12 protein-coding genes are annotated in these 14,725 nt (G+C 73.5%); 3 read left to right on the top strand and 9 right to left on the bottom strand.

The window, feature by feature from the left end; genetic code table 11:
• Window positions 1-78: 78 nt before the first annotated feature.
• Window positions 79-1,029 carry a DUF389 domain-containing protein gene (locus ACZ7LV_RS18320; RefSeq protein ID WP_471940434.1) on the bottom strand — a complete coding sequence of 317 codons (951 nt, stop codon included), beginning with the start codon at window positions 1,027-1,029 and terminating at the stop codon, window positions 79-81.
• 18 nt (window positions 1,030-1,047) lie between these two features.
• Window positions 1,048-1,629: a gluconokinase gene (locus ACZ7LV_RS18315; RefSeq protein ID WP_471940433.1), complete on the bottom strand. Its 582-nt coding sequence runs from the start codon at window positions 1,627-1,629 to the stop codon at window positions 1,048-1,050.
• 203 nt (window positions 1,630-1,832) lie between these two features.
• Here ACZ7LV_RS18315 and ACZ7LV_RS18310 point away from each other — a divergent pair, with 203 nt between their 5' ends.
• A complete protein-coding gene (locus tag ACZ7LV_RS18310) occupies window positions 1,833-2,165 on the top strand; it encodes a hypothetical protein (RefSeq protein ID WP_471940432.1) in 333 nt (110 codons plus the stop codon).
• Window positions 2,166-2,231: 66 nt separating this feature from the next.
• Here ACZ7LV_RS18310 and ACZ7LV_RS18305 read toward each other — a convergent pair whose 3' ends face one another.
• From ACZ7LV_RS18305 to ACZ7LV_RS18295, 3 genes are all read right to left on the bottom strand, one after another.
• Window positions 2,232-3,431: a glycoside hydrolase family 64 protein gene (locus ACZ7LV_RS18305; RefSeq protein WP_471940431.1), complete on the bottom strand. Its 1,200-nt coding sequence runs from the start codon at window positions 3,429-3,431 to the stop codon at window positions 2,232-2,234.
• Window positions 3,432-3,590: 159 nt separating this feature from the next.
• Entirely contained in the window at window positions 3,591-4,346 is a 756-nt protein-coding gene (locus tag ACZ7LV_RS18300) for a dienelactone hydrolase family protein (RefSeq protein WP_471940430.1), read from the bottom strand.
• Between the two features lie 131 nt (window positions 4,347-4,477).
• Window positions 4,478-5,098: an L-threonylcarbamoyladenylate synthase gene (locus ACZ7LV_RS18295; protein WP_471940429.1), complete on the bottom strand. Its 621-nt coding sequence runs from the start codon at window positions 5,096-5,098 to the stop codon at window positions 4,478-4,480.
• Between the two features lie 266 nt (window positions 5,099-5,364).
• Here ACZ7LV_RS18295 and ACZ7LV_RS18290 point away from each other — a divergent pair, with 266 nt between their 5' ends.
• Window positions 5,365-6,888 (top strand): helix-turn-helix domain-containing protein, encoded by a 1,524-nt coding sequence (locus ACZ7LV_RS18290; protein ID WP_471940428.1) that lies wholly within the window; start codon window positions 5,365-5,367, stop codon window positions 6,886-6,888.
• A gap of 204 nt (window positions 6,889-7,092) precedes the next feature.
• Here ACZ7LV_RS18290 and ACZ7LV_RS18285 read toward each other — a convergent pair whose 3' ends face one another.
• On the bottom strand, window positions 7,093-7,560 hold the full coding sequence (locus ACZ7LV_RS18285) for a hypothetical protein (RefSeq protein WP_471940427.1): 468 nt from the start codon (window positions 7,558-7,560) through the stop codon (window positions 7,093-7,095).
• 254 nt (window positions 7,561-7,814) lie between these two features.
• Between ACZ7LV_RS18285 and ACZ7LV_RS18280 the strand changes: the two genes are divergently transcribed.
• Window positions 7,815-8,051, top strand: coding sequence for a hypothetical protein (locus tag ACZ7LV_RS18280; RefSeq protein WP_471940426.1), 237 nt, complete (start codon window positions 7,815-7,817; stop codon window positions 8,049-8,051).
• 76 nt (window positions 8,052-8,127) lie between these two features.
• Here the strand turns inward: ACZ7LV_RS18280 and ACZ7LV_RS18275 are convergent, their stop codons facing one another.
• The 3 genes from ACZ7LV_RS18275 to ACZ7LV_RS18265 all read right to left on the bottom strand — a co-directional run bounded on the left by ACZ7LV_RS18275 (window position 8,128) and on the right by ACZ7LV_RS18265 (window position 14,652).
• Window positions 8,128-8,967 carry a chitosanase gene (locus ACZ7LV_RS18275; RefSeq protein ID WP_471940425.1) on the bottom strand — a complete coding sequence of 280 codons (840 nt, stop codon included), beginning with the start codon at window positions 8,965-8,967 and terminating at the stop codon, window positions 8,128-8,130.
• 176 nt (window positions 8,968-9,143) lie between these two features.
• Complete coding sequence (locus ACZ7LV_RS18270; protein ID WP_471940424.1) at window positions 9,144-11,939, bottom strand: SpoIIE family protein phosphatase; 2,796 nt, start codon at window positions 11,937-11,939, stop codon at window positions 9,144-9,146.
• 175 nt (window positions 11,940-12,114) lie between these two features.
• Window positions 12,115-14,652: a SpoIIE family protein phosphatase gene (locus ACZ7LV_RS18265; RefSeq protein ID WP_471940422.1), complete on the bottom strand. Its 2,538-nt coding sequence runs from the start codon at window positions 14,650-14,652 to the stop codon at window positions 12,115-12,117.
• Between the last annotated feature and the right edge of the window lie 73 nt (window positions 14,653-14,725).

Here is a 14,725-nt window from a genome sequence, read left to right as displayed (position 1 = left end):
CGGTGTGCGATTCACCCGAACGCGCCCCCCGGATCAGAGTAAGCCGCAGGCCCTGGTCCGGCCTGTCGGACCGGGGCGCTACCGCGGTGGGGGACCCGCCGCCCGTCGCGTCGCACGGTGCCACAGCCGGCGTTGCACGCGCAGGGTGAGGATGCCGACCGCCACGAGGACGAGCACGTTGAGCAGCAACTGGATCAGCGAGCCCGCCGCCTGGCGCCAGGCCGTGAAGGCCAGCGACACGGCGATGTCCGAGGCGGCGGGGATCGTCGTCACCGAGATGAAGACACCGAGCAGCGCGCTGCCGCGGGCCTCGGTGAGGGAGACGATCCCCACGACGCCGGCCAGGAACGCCACGGCGACGGAGAAGAAGTTCGGCGTGCCGATGAGGTGGGAGACCGGCCGCAGACCCAGCTCGAACGCCTCGGACTGCAGTCCGGCGCCCCGGGACAGCGCGGCGAATCCCAGCGTGACCACGATGGCGAGCAGGAAGCCGACCGTGAGCGCGCGCGTGCCCTCCCGGATCCTGCCGCGGTCACGACGGTCGAGACCGAGGGCGACGCTGGTGATCGCGTTGTACTCGGGGCCGACCACCATGGCCGCCACGATGAGGATCTGCGAGTTCGTCATGATGCCGACCGCTCCGATGAGACCGGCGATGACCAGGAACAGGTAGAAGGACGGCGCGTACGTCGCCTCGGCCCGGATGCGCGCCTCGACGGCGGCCCACAACGGGGTGCGGACCAGGACCCGGGGCTGCGCGGCCTCGATGGCTTCCGCCTCCCGCGAGAACATGAGGTCGACGCCGTCGACGGCGATCGACCCGGCGCGGTCGACACCCAGTGCGCGCAGGTCGCCCAGCACGTCGTTCGCGGCCCCTTGCACCACGTCGCATTCCAGGGCGTCGCGGTCCGGCGGACGGACCGCGGCCACGACCACGAGGTTGAGCACCTGGCGGTGCGCGTCGAGCAGGTCGACGACCGGCCGGGTGAGCGTGCGCGGGATGACCACGCGGAAGTGGACCAGGTCCATCCGAACGCCTCCCGGGGGTCAGGGTGTGCCGCGGACGGCGGGCCCCTGGGGGTCGGGGCCGTCGGTACGGCGCGCCGCCCTCGGACCCGCGGCCCGGGGCAACGCGCGCAGCGCCGCCGCCAGGACGTGTCCCGGGCTGCCGGAGGCGTCCACGGTCGCGCCCGGCTCGTCCGCCTGGAGCGGGTCCAGCAGGGCGAACTGGGAGTCGAGCAGCCGCGGGGGCATGAAGTGGCCCCTGCGGTGCGCGATCCGCTCCGCGGCCACCGCGCGGTCCAGGGCCAGGTACAGGAACCACACGTCCGCCCCGGTACGCCGGAACTGGTCCCGGTACTCCCGCCTGAGCGCCGAACAGGTGACGACGCCCCCGCGCCCACCGGCCCCGGCCGACCGGACCCACTCGGTGAGCGCCGCCAGCCAGGGCCGGCGGTCGGCGTCGTCGAGGGGGCGTCCGGACGCCATCTTGGCCCGGTTCGCCGCGGGGTGGAGGTCGTCGCCCTCCAGGAACGGCACGCCGAGCCGCTGCGCGAGACGCGTGCCCACGGTCGACTTCCCGGAGGCCGACACCCCCATGACGATCACCACCCGCGCTCCCTGGGCCATGCCGGCCGACCAGCCTTCCGAGACGACACCGGAACGTCCTTCGGTCTCAGTCCACTGTCGCCCGGGACGCCCGCCCGCGCAGCGCGCGCCGGGCGTCCGCGTCCCCGCAACGGCCGTCCCCACCGGGCGCATCCGGCGGTGGCGGCGGATAGTGGTGCCGGGACGACGTTCCAGCCGGCTCCTCGCCACGCACAGGAGGTTCGATGGCCGCCAGACGGTCGCTGACCGCGCTCACCGGGGTCGTGGCGCTCGGCCTCGTGGTGAGCGCCTGCGAGGATCACGCGCTCGGCACGATCGAGGTGCGCACGGAGCGCGAGACGGTCGAGATCCTCTCGGACCCCCCGGTCGAAGGGTGCAACCGCTTCCGTGAAGGGGTGGTGCACGTCAACAATCAAACGCTCAACGACATCATCCTGTACACCACGCCCGACTGCACCGAGCCGCGTGGCGGGCAGAGCGTCTACCTGCCCACGGAGACGTCGGACGAGGCGGTCCGCGCCACAGGCCTGTGGCGCAGCTTCACCGTCGTGCACTGACGGCCGCTTCGCACGGCGAAGGCCGGGACCCGAGGGCCCCGGCCCGGCATCGCGAGGTGCGTCGCGTCAGCTGAACGGATCCAGCGTCAGCTGCGCCTGCTGCGGGTTGCCGTCGTGGACCAGTGACTCATGGTGGCCGACGTCGTCGAAGGCGAAGGCGTACGCCTTTCCGTCGGCCATCCGCTCATGGATGGCCCGGGCGTAGTGATTGGTCACCGCGTCCTTGTAGAAGTTCGCCGACGAGGTGTCCGGCTGGTTCGGGTTGGTCAGCAGCGTCGAGCGGTTGAAGCCCGCGCACAGGGTGCGCGAGATGGGGCCGCGCACCTGGTCGTTGGGGGCGTCGAGCAGTCGGTGACAGCCGAAGACGCTGCTCGCGTCGGGCTTCTGGAAACCGGTGACGACCGCGCCGGAACCGTTGGTGAAGTTCATGACGCCGCCGGAGACCCGGCCGAAGTACTTCGTGTTCGGCTGGTCGGCGAACGGGGTGACGGTGAGCGTCGTCGTGGCGTACCTCTGCCAGACCCGGTCGATGTAGTCGTTCATGACGGACGCCGGCAGGGCTCCGGTCTCCACCCCGTACAGCGGTGACAGCGCCCGCAGGACCGTGCCGTCGGGACGGGTCTGGATCAGTCCGCCCCAGCCGCCTCCCTGGGCCCGCAGCGCGTTGAACACCCCGGTGTAGCCACCGGACTTGAGCTTGCCGGTGCTCGCCACGCTGCCGTCGGCGCGCTGCACCCCGACCGAGTACGGCGCCGAGAACATGTCCACCTGCGTGCTGTTGAGCCACAGGCCGGCGTCGTTGAGGGTGTACTCGGACCAGTTGAAGAGGATGTTGCGGTTCGGGTCGCTGGGGTTTTGCACCGCGGGCTGGACGAGACCGCCGGTGGTGAGCCGGAAGTCGAGTTTCTGGCCGTAGGAGAAGTAGATCCGGCCGGAGAGCTTGGGGATCCGGATCGTCTTGGACTGCCCGGCGGCCGGGCCGGGGATCGACGCGTCCGGTGCCGGGGTCGGCGGGTTGCCGCCGGCCGGCCAGGCGTGGAAGGTGCCGTTCGCGTCGGCCCAGCCCTGCTGACCGGTCGTCAGCGAGGTGCCGAGGGTGTAGACGTACACCGGGTCGCCCCGGCCGGAGCTGTTGGTGATCTTCAGGGGGATCGTGGCGGGCACCGCGGCGTCCGCGGGCGGTGAGGCGCCGAACGTGATCAGGGCGCCGAGCAGGGTGGACGCCGCGGCTGCCGTGAGGAGCCGGTGTGTGAGGCGTGCGAGCACTCTCCACCTCCGTGCGGGTGTGGGGGGAGTTGGTCCGTACCTGTTTCTGAGAGCGCTCTCAGATTTGCGCCAGGGCGCGAACATGTCAATGACTTCGGCAACAGAAAGGCGGCGCCCGTGGGTTGCGGGCGCCGCCGGGGGACGGTGCGGGTGCGGTTGTCAGAAGGTGCGCTCGAGAAGGTCCAGCAGTGCGGCCCAGTGCCGCTGGTCGGCCTGCGCGTGGTACGAGCCCGTGTCGGCCTGCGTGAAACCGTGCGGCGCGTCCGGGTAGACCTCGCAGCGGTGCCGTACGCCCGCCGCCGTCAGCGCCTCCTCCAGACGCCTGACCTGCTCCGGAGGCAGCGACGGGTCGTGGTCGGCGTGGCCGAAGTACAGCTCCGCGGTGATCCGGTCGGCCAGCAGGTGGGGGCTGTCCGGGTCGTCGGTCGCCAGCTGGGCGCCGTGGAAGCCGGCCGCCGCCGCGACCCGCTCCGGATAGGTGCCGGCGGTCAGCAGCGAGAGCCGCGCGCCGAAGCAGTAGCCGGTCACCGCGACCGGACCGTCCGCCGCCTCGGGGAGCTCCGCCAGCCGGCGCAGATACGCCCCGGCGTCACGCATCGCGACCTCGGGCGTCAGGGCCTGCACCATCGGCAGGATGTGCTGGAACAACCCGCCGCGCGACGCGTCGTCGATGAAGTCGGGCAACGCGACGACGGGGGCGCGACCGTGGCGGTGGAAGAGGTTCGGCACCAGGACCGTGTAGCCGGCCCCGGCCAGCCGGTCGGCCATCGACCTCAGCTGCGGTCGTAGGCCGAAGGCGTCCATGTAGAACAGGACCGCCGGGTACCGGCCGCCGTCAGCGGGACGGGCCAGATAGGCGTCGGCGATGCCGTCCTCGGTGGGGATGTCGATGTCCGTTCCCTGTACGGCTGTCATGGCGGTGCTGCCTCTCTGCGCGGTCCGACGGCGAGGGGCCCGCCGGTTCGGCGGGCCCGACGGCGGTCATGGTGGCACGCGCAGGTAAGAGCCCCGTCGGCCGACCCGCCGGGCTCCACCGTTCGCCCGGGCTACTCGAACCGGGTGGTGTCACCCGCCCCGCGCCGCACGATCTCGGCCTCGCCCTCCGAGAAGTCGATCACCGTCGTCGGCTCGGTCCCGCAGTCCCCGGAGTCGACGACCCCGTCGAGGACGTGGTCGAGCCGGTCCTTGATCTCCCAGCCCTGCGTCATCGGCTCCTCCTCGTCCGGCAGGAGCAGCGTGCTGGAGAGCAGGGGCTCGCCCAGCTCGGCGAGCAGCGCCTGGGTGACGACGTGGTCGGGGATGCGCACGCCCACCGTCTTCTTCTTGGGATGCTGGAGCATGCGCGGCACCTCCTTCGTCGCGGGCAGGATGAACGTGTAACTGCCCGGCGTGGTGGCCTTGACCGCGCGGAACACGTCCTTGTCGACCCGCACGAACTGGCCGAGCTGCGCGAAGTCCTGGCACATCAGGGTGAAGTGGTGCCGGTCGTCGAGCCGTCGGATGGACCGGATCCGGTCCGTGCCGTCCTTGCTGCCCAGCCGGCAGCCGAGCGCGTAGCAGGAGTCGGTGGGGTATGCGATGAGCGCCCCCGACCGGACACTGTCGGCGATCTGTGTGATGGTGCGCGGCTGGGGGTTGTCGGGGTGCACGTCGTAGTACTTCGCCATCTGCCGAGCTTATGCCGCGGGGGCGCGTGCGGCCGAACGGGCCGGGCGGTGAGGTGGTTGTCCGGTGCCGCCGGGGAGCCGCGCCGCGTCGGGCACCGGCTCCGTCCTCGGCGCACCGCGCGAAGCCCGTTCCCCGCCCGTTTCCCCACCGGTCCGCCCGCCCGTCACGCGAAGGTCGCGGCGCCGCCCGTTCCGCCTTGAGGTAAGGTCCCCGTCCGATGTGCCCGGTGCGGGCGCGAAGCGAGGTGAAGGGGCAGGGAGAGGACGTGGCCGGGCGAGAGGGCGAGGGCCGTCGCGCGGAACGGGCGGACGGCGCGGACGTGACGTGGGCGCAGGAGCTGCTCGACCATCTCCGGCCGTCCGGGCGCGACGTCGCCAAGGTGGTCGCCTGGCTCGCGGGGGCCGCGCGGGCGGACGTGGCGCTCCAGGACGACGCCGGCACCCTCCTCGCCGGCACCCGCGTCCCGCTCGACGAGGGCCTGGTCGCCGACATCACCACCGGCCGGATCGCCTCCGCCGCGCTCCAGGACCACGCACGTCACCTACGGCTGGTCAGGGTCGAACTCCCGTCCCCCGCCGCAGCGGGCGTCCTGGCCGTCGCCCGGGACGCCCCCTTCGACCGGCGCACCGCGGACATCGTCACCCACACCGCCGGAGTCCTCGAACTCCTGCTGCGGGCCCGGGAGACCGCGGCCGCCGGCCACCGCCTGCGGCGTGCCACCTCGGACCTGCGGCTGGCGATCCTGCAACTGCTGATGGTCGAGGACACCGTCTCCGCGCGCCGGGTCGCCGCCGGGCTCTGGCCCGGTCTCCTCGACACCGAGACGGCCTGCGTCTACGTCGCCGAGAGCCGCACCGAGGACCGTGACCGGCTCGCCGAGGAGTGTGTCAGCGCCACCGCGGAGCAGGCCCTCGTCGTGCGGTGCCCGGCCGTCGACGCGCACGTGATCGTCGTGACGCCGGGCGACGCGGCCGGCGCGGAGCTGCGGGAGCTGGTCACCGACCGCCCCGGCACCTTTCTCGGCGGCAGCGCCCGGCAGAGCCTCGCCCGGACCGCCACCGCGTACGGACAGGCCGTCAGCGCCCTCGCCGTCGCGCACTTCCGCCCGGACCGGGCTGCGGTGTACGCCGAACGCACGCACCCCGAGCGGCTCATGGACCCGGCGGCGCTGCGCGACTGGGCGGCCCGTGTGCTGCGCCCGCTCGACGCGCTGCCGCACCACACCCGCGCCGAACTCCTCGCCACCACCCGGCTGGGGCTGGAGTTCACGGCCGTCAATGCGGCCGCGGTGCTCGGCGTCAGCCGCAACACCGTCCGCGCCCGGATGGAGCGCGCCGAGGGACTGCTGGGCACCGATCTGTCGGACCTCACCGTCCGGGCCACCGTCCATCTGGCCCTCAACACCCAGGCCTGCCAGGCCCAACTGCCGGACGGCGACGGCGCCGCGGACACCCGGCTGGCCGATCTGCTGGCGGGCCGCGCCGTGCGCACCTGGGCCGGCGAGCTGCTGTGCCGGCTGGACTCCGACACCCGCAACCCGCGCCGTACGCTGCGCACCTGGATCGCGGCAGGCGGCAACGCCGAACGTGCGGCGCATCTCCTCGGCGTCCACGCGCAGACCGTGCGCGAGCACGTGCGCAGCGCCGAGCCCGTCCTCGAACGGCAACTTCTGGCCGGAGGCAGCGACCTCTACGAGGTGGTGCTGGCCCATCTCGCGCTCGGTGACCTGGACCAGCCCGTTCTGCACGGGGCGAATTCGGGCCATCCGGACGCACCTGTGCACGGTTGAGTCCTCGCCGTCCTGGAACGGGCATGGACGCGATTCACAAGGGGCCGACCGTGCACGTAGGTTCGAGGCGGGCCGCAGGGGCACGACCGGAACGGGGGACCGGTCGGGCCCCGGGCGGTGCCCCGCCTCGGTCCCGCAGCCGTACCGGCACTCCTGCCGGCCGAACGCGATGAACGAGGGCACCCGCTCAGAAGCGCGCGAACCTCACGTGCCGCACATCGGCGCCAGCACCGTGAGGCTGCTGTTCGCCTGACGCAGCGCCAGTTCCAGCGTGGTCGGCGAGTGCAGCGCGCCCTTGCCGTCGGGCGGGATCAGCCACTCCAGACACCGGGTGGCCCGGTAGGGCGGGGGGGCCGCGACCCACGCGCCACGGCCGGCGGTGCGCAGTCCGGCGCCGATCCACTTGCTGTCCGGGTCCGGGGGCAGGAAGAAGCCCACCCGGTGGGCGGCGATGTCCACCAGCGTCGGGCCCGGCATCGGCAGCGTCGGCCGCCACAGCAGATCGAGCGTGAGCAGGCCCAGCTGGTCGGGAACGCTCAGCACGTCCCAGAAGCGCCCTGCCTCCAGCAGGGCGACGCCCTCGCCCCGGTCCCAGTCCCGCTTGCACGCCCTGGGATCGGGCGCGGCGGCGGCGAGCCACTCCACCGCGCGCGTCCAGCCGAGCTCGCTCATGTTCCGCTCCGGGTGCAGTCCGTCCGGTCCCGACGGGGCCGATCTGGCATATGCATGCTGGTAGATATTTCTATCCGGCGGAAGGGGTGGCGCGGGCTGGCGTTTACGGCGGTTCCGTTCGACGCCCGGCCGTGTGTCCGACGCGCCGTCGGTCGGGCGCCGCCGGGTGTGCCCGGTGGCCGCGGGGGTACCCGGGCCGCGCCGAGGGGCCCGCCCCCGAAGGGCCCCACCGAAGGGCGAAGGAGGAGGCCCGGATGACCAGCGGTGCGGATGCCGGCGGCGTGACGGGCACGCCGGACAAGGACTACAACCTGATCTGGTACGTGGAAGCCTGCCTGAACAACGCGCTGCGTCTGGACACGTACATCCAGGACGCGGAGCGCGAGAAGGACACGGAGGTCGCGGATCTGTTCCGCAAGGCCCAGGCGGACAGCCGCAAGGGTGCCGAACTGGGCAAGGCCCTGCTGCGCTCCCGCCTCGGCGGCGGCTGACCCGTCCGCCGCACGGCAGGCCCGGCCACCGGCGCGTCGCGCCGTATGGCCGGGCCCTCGGGTGTGCGGGGCGCCGTCAGCCGATGTGGAAGCTGTCCCCGTACACCTTCCAGTCCAGCGGCGGGTTCAGGTCCAGGTTGCCGTTGCGCAGGAACACGCGCTGCGCGGTGTCGACCCGGCTGGTGTCGCTGTGGGCCTCCTCCTGCCGCATCGCCCACACCCGCGCGTCCAGGAAGGCGTCGAGATAGCGCACTTCGTCGCCGCCCTGCGCCGGCGGCAGCGCGCTGCGCAGGGCGCGCCCGCGGATGCTGCGGAAGCTGAGCGGGTCGGTGCCGTCGCCGTGCATCACGAGGGCGTCGTAGTAGGCGAACTGGCCGAGCGCCCGCAGCCCGTCCGTCTTGCCCTGCCGTACCGCCGGGTCGAAGTACACCCGGTCGCGCTCGTCGTTCTGCGCCTGCTGGAACGCCGTGTCCTGGGCCGCCCTGCGCCAGTCCCTCGGGTAGTCCGGGTCGAGCCCGGCGTGCGAGTCGGTGCCGTCGACCCGGCGCAGCGCCGGCAGGTAGGACGCCAGCACGTTGCCCGGCTTGCGGGCGGTGTAGAGCTCGACGAGGTCGAGCATGTCGCCCGTGCCGGAGCAGAAGCCGATGATGCCGGCGGTGTAGCCGCGGCCGTCGCCTATGTCCTCGATGTACTGGTACTGGGCCTTCCAGTCCAGCGAGGAGTTCTCCGCGCTGGAGACCAGTCGCATGGCGATCTCCTTCTTGGCCGGGTCGTCCAGTCCCGGCGCCCGTGTCGCGGGGGTGCCTGCGGCGGACGCGGGCGTGCCGCCCAGCAGCGGGACGGCGGCCAGGGAGGCGCCGAGCAGTCCGAGGACGGTACGGCGCGAGGGGCTCGCGTCGCGCGAGAGGTGGGTCACGTGGGGGCTCCCGGTGAGGTGGGGGGTGGGGGAAGGGTCGTGCGGGACGGGTGTGCTGTGGGGGGCGTGCCGTGACAGGCGCGCCGTGCGAACCAACAGGAAAGTTTCCTACCAGACGCGGTGCGTGCTGAGAACACCTCGGACGCCCTCAGATACGGACCGGGACGGGATTCAGCTCACGGCAGCGGCTGCTCGGCCCAGATCACCTTGCCGCCCGGCAGGTAGCGCGTCCCCCAGCGTTCGGCGAGCTGCGCGACCAGGAACAGGCCGCGCCCGCCCTCGTCGGTCATGGCCGCGTACCGCAGGTGCGGCGCGGTGCTGCTGCCGTCGAAGACCTCGCAGATCAGGCTCCGGTCCCGCAGCACCCGCACCCTGATGGGCGGGCCGCCGTAGCGGATCGCGTTGGTGACCAGCTCGCTCAGGATGAGTTCGGTGGTGAACGCCAGCTCCTCAAGACCCCACTCCGTCAGGCGCCGGGTGACCGTGGCACGCACCTCGGCCACGGCCGCCGGGTCGGACGGTACGTCGATGGCGGCCACCCGGTCCGGGCCGAGGGCCTGCGTGCGGGCGACCAGCAGGGCGATGTCGTCGTTGTGCCGGACCGGCAGCCGGGAGTCGAGGACCGCCCGGCAGGTGTCCTCCGGCGACGGCCCGGCCTGCTCCAGCGCGGCGCGCAGCAGTTCGAGGCCGACGTCGATGTCGCGGTCCCGGTCCTCCACCAGTCCGTCGGTGTACATCACCAGCCGGCTTCCCTCCGTGACCTCGATCTCCGCGGTCTCGAACGGCAGACCGCCGAGTCCCAGCGGCGGCCCCGCGGGCACATCGGGGAACTCCACGGTGCCGTCCGGCCGCACCAGCGCCGGCGGGGGGTGGCCGGCGCGGGCGATCGACCAGTGGCTCACCACCGGGTCGTAGATCGCGTACAGGCAGGTCGCGCCGGTGACCGGCGCGGTGCCGCCCTCGGCCTCCTCGTCCTGGTCGATCCGGCCGACCAGTTCGTCGAGCAGGCCGAGCAGTTCGTCGGGCGCGAGGTCCAACGAGGAGAAGTTGTGCACCGCGGTGCGCAGCCGGCCCATCGTGGCCGCCGCGTGCAGCCCGTGCCCCACCACGTCCCCGACGACCAGGGCGACCCGGGCGCCGGACAGCGGCAGTACGTCGAACCAGTCGCCGCCGACCCCGGCCTGGGCGGGCAGGTACCGGTAGGCGATCTCCAGGGCGCTCTGCTCGGGCAGGGTGCGGGGCAGCAGACTGCGCTGGAGCGTCACCGCCATCGTGTGCTCGCGCGTGTAGCGGCGGGAGTTGTCTATGGACACGGCGGCGCGGGCGACCAGCTCCTCGGCGAGCGTCAGGTCCTCCGAGTCGAAGGGCGCGGAGCCCGCCCCGCGCCAGAAGGTGACCATGCCGAGGATCAGGGAGCCCGCCCGCAGCGGCGCCGTGATCAGCGAGTGGATCCCGTAGTCCAGGGCCTGCGAGGTGAGTTCGAAGTCCTGCGCGTGCCAGCCCGGCGCGTCGCGCAGGCGCGGCTCCAGGGTCGCCTGCCCGGCGCGCAGGCTGCGGGCCTGCGGCGAGGTGTGCACGAACTGGATCCGCGCGCCCACCCGATACAGCGGCGGATCTTCGCGCACCCCCGCGAGGGCCGTGCGGCGCATCTCGGTCCCGGCCTCGGGCTGCTCACCGCTCAGCACGGCGTCGAACAGGTCCACGGTCGCGAAGTCCGAGAACCGGGGCACGGCCAGGTTCGCCAGCTCCTCGGCGGTCCGGGTGACGTCCAGGCTGGTGCCGATCCCCGCACCGGCCGCGTACAGCATGTCGAGGCGTTCGCGTGCCAGGTCCGCGCGGCCGGACAGGGCCCGCAGTTCGGTCGAGTCGCGCAGGGTGGCGACGCTGCCGTGGGGGCCACCGCGCAGATGGGTGGGGCGCTGGTTGATCGCCAGCAGCCGGTCCTTGACGAGCCGGACCTCGTCCGTGACGGCCTGCCCCGACGCCAGGAGCGCAGCGATGTCCGCCGGCAGCCCGAGGTCGTCGACCGCACGGCCCTCGGCGTCGTCGGGCAGACCGAGCAGCCGGCGGGCCTCGTCGTTGGCGAGCAGCAGATCGCCCTCGGCGCCGACGATGAGCACGCCCTCGCGGACGGCGTGCAGCACCGCGTCGTGGTGTTCGTACATCCGGGTCATCTCGCGCGGGCCGAGGCCCCGGGTCTGGCGCAGCAGCCGCCGGCTCACCAGGGCCGTGCCCGCCGTCGCCATGACGAGCCCGGCCGCCGCGGTGAACAGCAGCAGGGGCAGCTGCCGGTTCGCCGCGCCCCCCACGTGCTCGGTGGTGATGCCGGCCGAGACGAGACCGACCACCCTGCCGTCGCGGTCCTTGACCGGGACCACGGCCTGCACCAGCGACCCTATGGTCCCCTCGACCTCCTCGACCACGGTCCCCCCGGCCAGCGCGGGGCCGATCGTGCCGACGAACTGCTTGCCGATCCGGTCCGGGACCGGGTGCGTGTAGCGGATGCCGTCCGTGTTCATCACGACGATGAAGTCGATCTCGGTCGCCTTGCGCGCGGCTTCGGCGCTCGGCTGCAGAATGGCCGACGGGTCGGGGCTCTTCAGTGCCGCACGGGTGCCCGGCGCGTTGGCGAAGGTCTCGGCGACCGCCAGGGACCGGTTGCGGGCCTCCTCGGTGGTGTCGCTGCGGCTCTGCAGGACCAGCGCCACCACGGCCACCACCACCAGCAGCAGCACGATCAGGACCTGGAAGACGAACACCTGTCCGGCGACGCTGCGTCCGCTCAGCGCGGAGCGCACCGCCGCGGCGGGACTCCACCGTGAACGGCCGCCGTGCCCTGGCCCGTCGGGCCCGTCGCTCGTGGCAGACCGGGGCCGCCGCTCGCTCTGCCCGGAAACAGGCGTGCGTGCGGCGTGCTCTGCTGCGGGAGGACGGGTGGGCCGAGTCCGCGACCGGCCCAATGGGCGGACCATGAGCCCTGTCTACACTCCCGAGCCCGAGGAGGCGAGGGAAGTCACGCCGTGTGGTGAGCCGCTTGTGCCAGGTGACGGGGCCCGGGAACAGGGTTCTTGGGCGGCTTTCCCGGGGCGCCGGGGACGGTGCCGGGCCTGCCCTCGGGCCCGGCGGCACCGTCCGCTGTCCGGGGTCTCATAGCGGCTTGCCGGCCCGCCGGGCCGCGAGGAGCAGGGCGATGTCGTCGGGGCGGTTCGCGGAATGCCGGGCGGTGGCCGTGAGCCGGTCGGCGACGCTCACCAGGGAACGGCCGCCCCGACGGCCCGCCGAGGCGCCGGCCTTGGCCAGCGCCACCCGCAGCGCGCTGATCCCCACGTCGATGTCGTCGCCGGCCCGCTCGACGAGCCCGTCCGTGTACAGCGCGAGCACGGCGCCGGGGTCCATCACCAGCTCCGTCACCGGGTAGTGGGCGAGCGGATCCACGCCGAGCACCACACCACCGGGAATGTCGAGCACGAGCGTACGGCCGCCCGGGCGGCGCAGCAGCGGCGGCGGATGCCCCGCGCGCGCCACCATGGCCCGGCCGGTGAGCGGGTCCAGCCGGACGTAGCAGCACGTGGCGAACTGGCCCGGGTCGAGGTCGATGAGCAGATGGTTGGTGCCGCTGAGCACGTCGTCCGGCGGCCGGTCGTCGAGGGCGAACGCGCGCACCGCGCTGCGCAGCTGACCCATGGTCGCCGCCGCCTGCACCCCGTGCCCCTGCACGTCGCCGATCACCAGGGCGAGCCCGTCCCCGGCCTCGACGACGTCGTACCAGTCGCCGCCGACGTCCATGCCCTGGGTGCCGGGCAGATAGCGGCCCGCCGTCTCCACGCGGGGATGGACCGGCAGCCGCCGCGGCAGCAGGGCGCGCTGGAGTCCGCGGGCCAGCGCGGCCTCGGTCTCGTAGCGCTGCGCCTTCTCCATGGCGTGCGCGATCAGTCCGGCGAGCGCGGTGAGGACCGTGCGCTCCTCGGTGCTGAAGCTGCGGGACCGGTCGAAGCCGAGGATGCAGGAACCGACCGGCCGCCCCGACGCGATCAGCGGCAGAAAGGCGCGCGCCCCCTCGGTCGCGTCCAGGGGAATGCCCGGGTACGTGGCCGCCAGCTGCTGCATCGAGTCGAAGAACAGCGGCTGGCCGGTGGTCAGCGTCTCCACGCCGGGCAGCCGGGCGTCCAGGCCCACTCCCTCGAACGGCGCGAGGAACCCGGTCGGGAAGCCGGTCTCCCAGGCCAGGTACAGGTGCCGTTCCTGCAGCAGGTAGATGGCGAGCCGGCGGCCGCCGAACGCGGGCAGCAGCTCCTGCATCACCACCGCGGAGACCTGACGGGCGGTGGTCGCCTCGGTGAGCGCGATGGCGAGGACGATGGGCCGGTGCACCAGCGAGGTCGTGGCGACCTCGGAGCCGGGCACGTCGTTCGCCGCCGTCACCTCGGCCGGTGCCTCGGGAGGTGCCGGGGCCTGCGCGCCGCGATGGCCGGGGATCACGGTGCAGGTGAGGAAGTCCGGGCCGGGATGGACGGAGACGGACAGCCAGTCACCGTCGTACGCCTCGGAAGAGTCGGAGCAGGTCTCGCGTTCGCCCGGCGGCGGCCGCCGGACGTGGAAGTGCACGGGCTCGGGGGCCAGCAGCGCAGCCCGGAGATGGTCCTCGCACGCCGACCGGCCGAGCCACGGCACGCCCTCCCACAGCGCACGCCCGAGGAAGCGGGCCCGAGGTTCGGCCAGCAGCTCGGCGGCGCGCGGATTGGCGTAGACGATCAGCCCCAGCCGGTCCACGCAGAACACGCCCTGGGGCAGTTGGTCGGCGGCCGCGTCCGCCATCGAGTTCGCGTCGAGGACGATCCCGCCGACCGGCTGGTCCGGGCCGTGCGCGGCGGCGTCCGGCCGCCACAGTTCCACCAGCCGCGGCGCGCCCTCCAGGGTGCGCACCCGCAGCGGAGCGCACGGCTGCTTGCCGCCGGCCGCCTCGCGCAGCAGATCCGCGAACCGCCCCGCGTCCTCCGGGGCCACCGCGCGCACCAGCGCCTTCGACGCCCACGGCCGGTCCTCCTCGGCCAGCCGGAGCAGGGTGCGGGCGCCGTCGTCCACGGTGACCACATCGGTCGCCGGCTGCCAGGTGAAGCGCCCGATCCGCCCCGGCGCGTGGCGCGTTCCGGGCGGTCGCATGCACAGCGGCTCGTCCTCCCACAGCAGCGGCACCCCGGACGCCTGCAAGCGCCGCACGCCGGTCGCCAGCTCCTCGGCTATCTCGGCGAGCCGGTCCCGCCGCGCCAGCAGCTCGGTACCGTCGGCGACGGACGGCAGGAGGACGGTCAGTACGCCGAAGGGTGCCGCGGAGCCCATGACGGGCACGTTGATCGTTCCGACCGGGAACGGCAGCCCGGCGGCGAACTGCGGATAGCGGCGCATGCTCTCGGTGCTGTTGGGCAGTACCACCTTCACCCCGAGCCGGTAGGCGTCGGCGACCGGGAACCGGCGGTCCACGTGCAGCCGCCACCAGGGCCGGTACAGCCGGCCGGGCAGCCCGACGAGGACCGCGAGCCGCAGCACACCGGGGCTGCTCGACGGAAGGTAGATCCCCGCGGCGCGACCGTCCGTGGCGCGGACGGCCTCGCCGGCGGCGTCGGCCAGCAGCGTGGCCAGCCCACCGGGTGTCCCGCTGCGGCCTTCGGCGCTCGCGCTCCCAGTCATCGGCCCTACCTCGTCCATGCGCGCTGTCGCGCAGGCGACACAGCAAGAATGCGCCACGACGCCCCCTGCCCGC

The sequence above is a fragment of the Streptomyces sp. NPDC107562 genome, assembly GCF_055657325.1.
The sequence above is the reverse complement of the archived record's forward strand: the minus strand, read 5'-3'. Positions and strand labels throughout refer to the sequence as shown.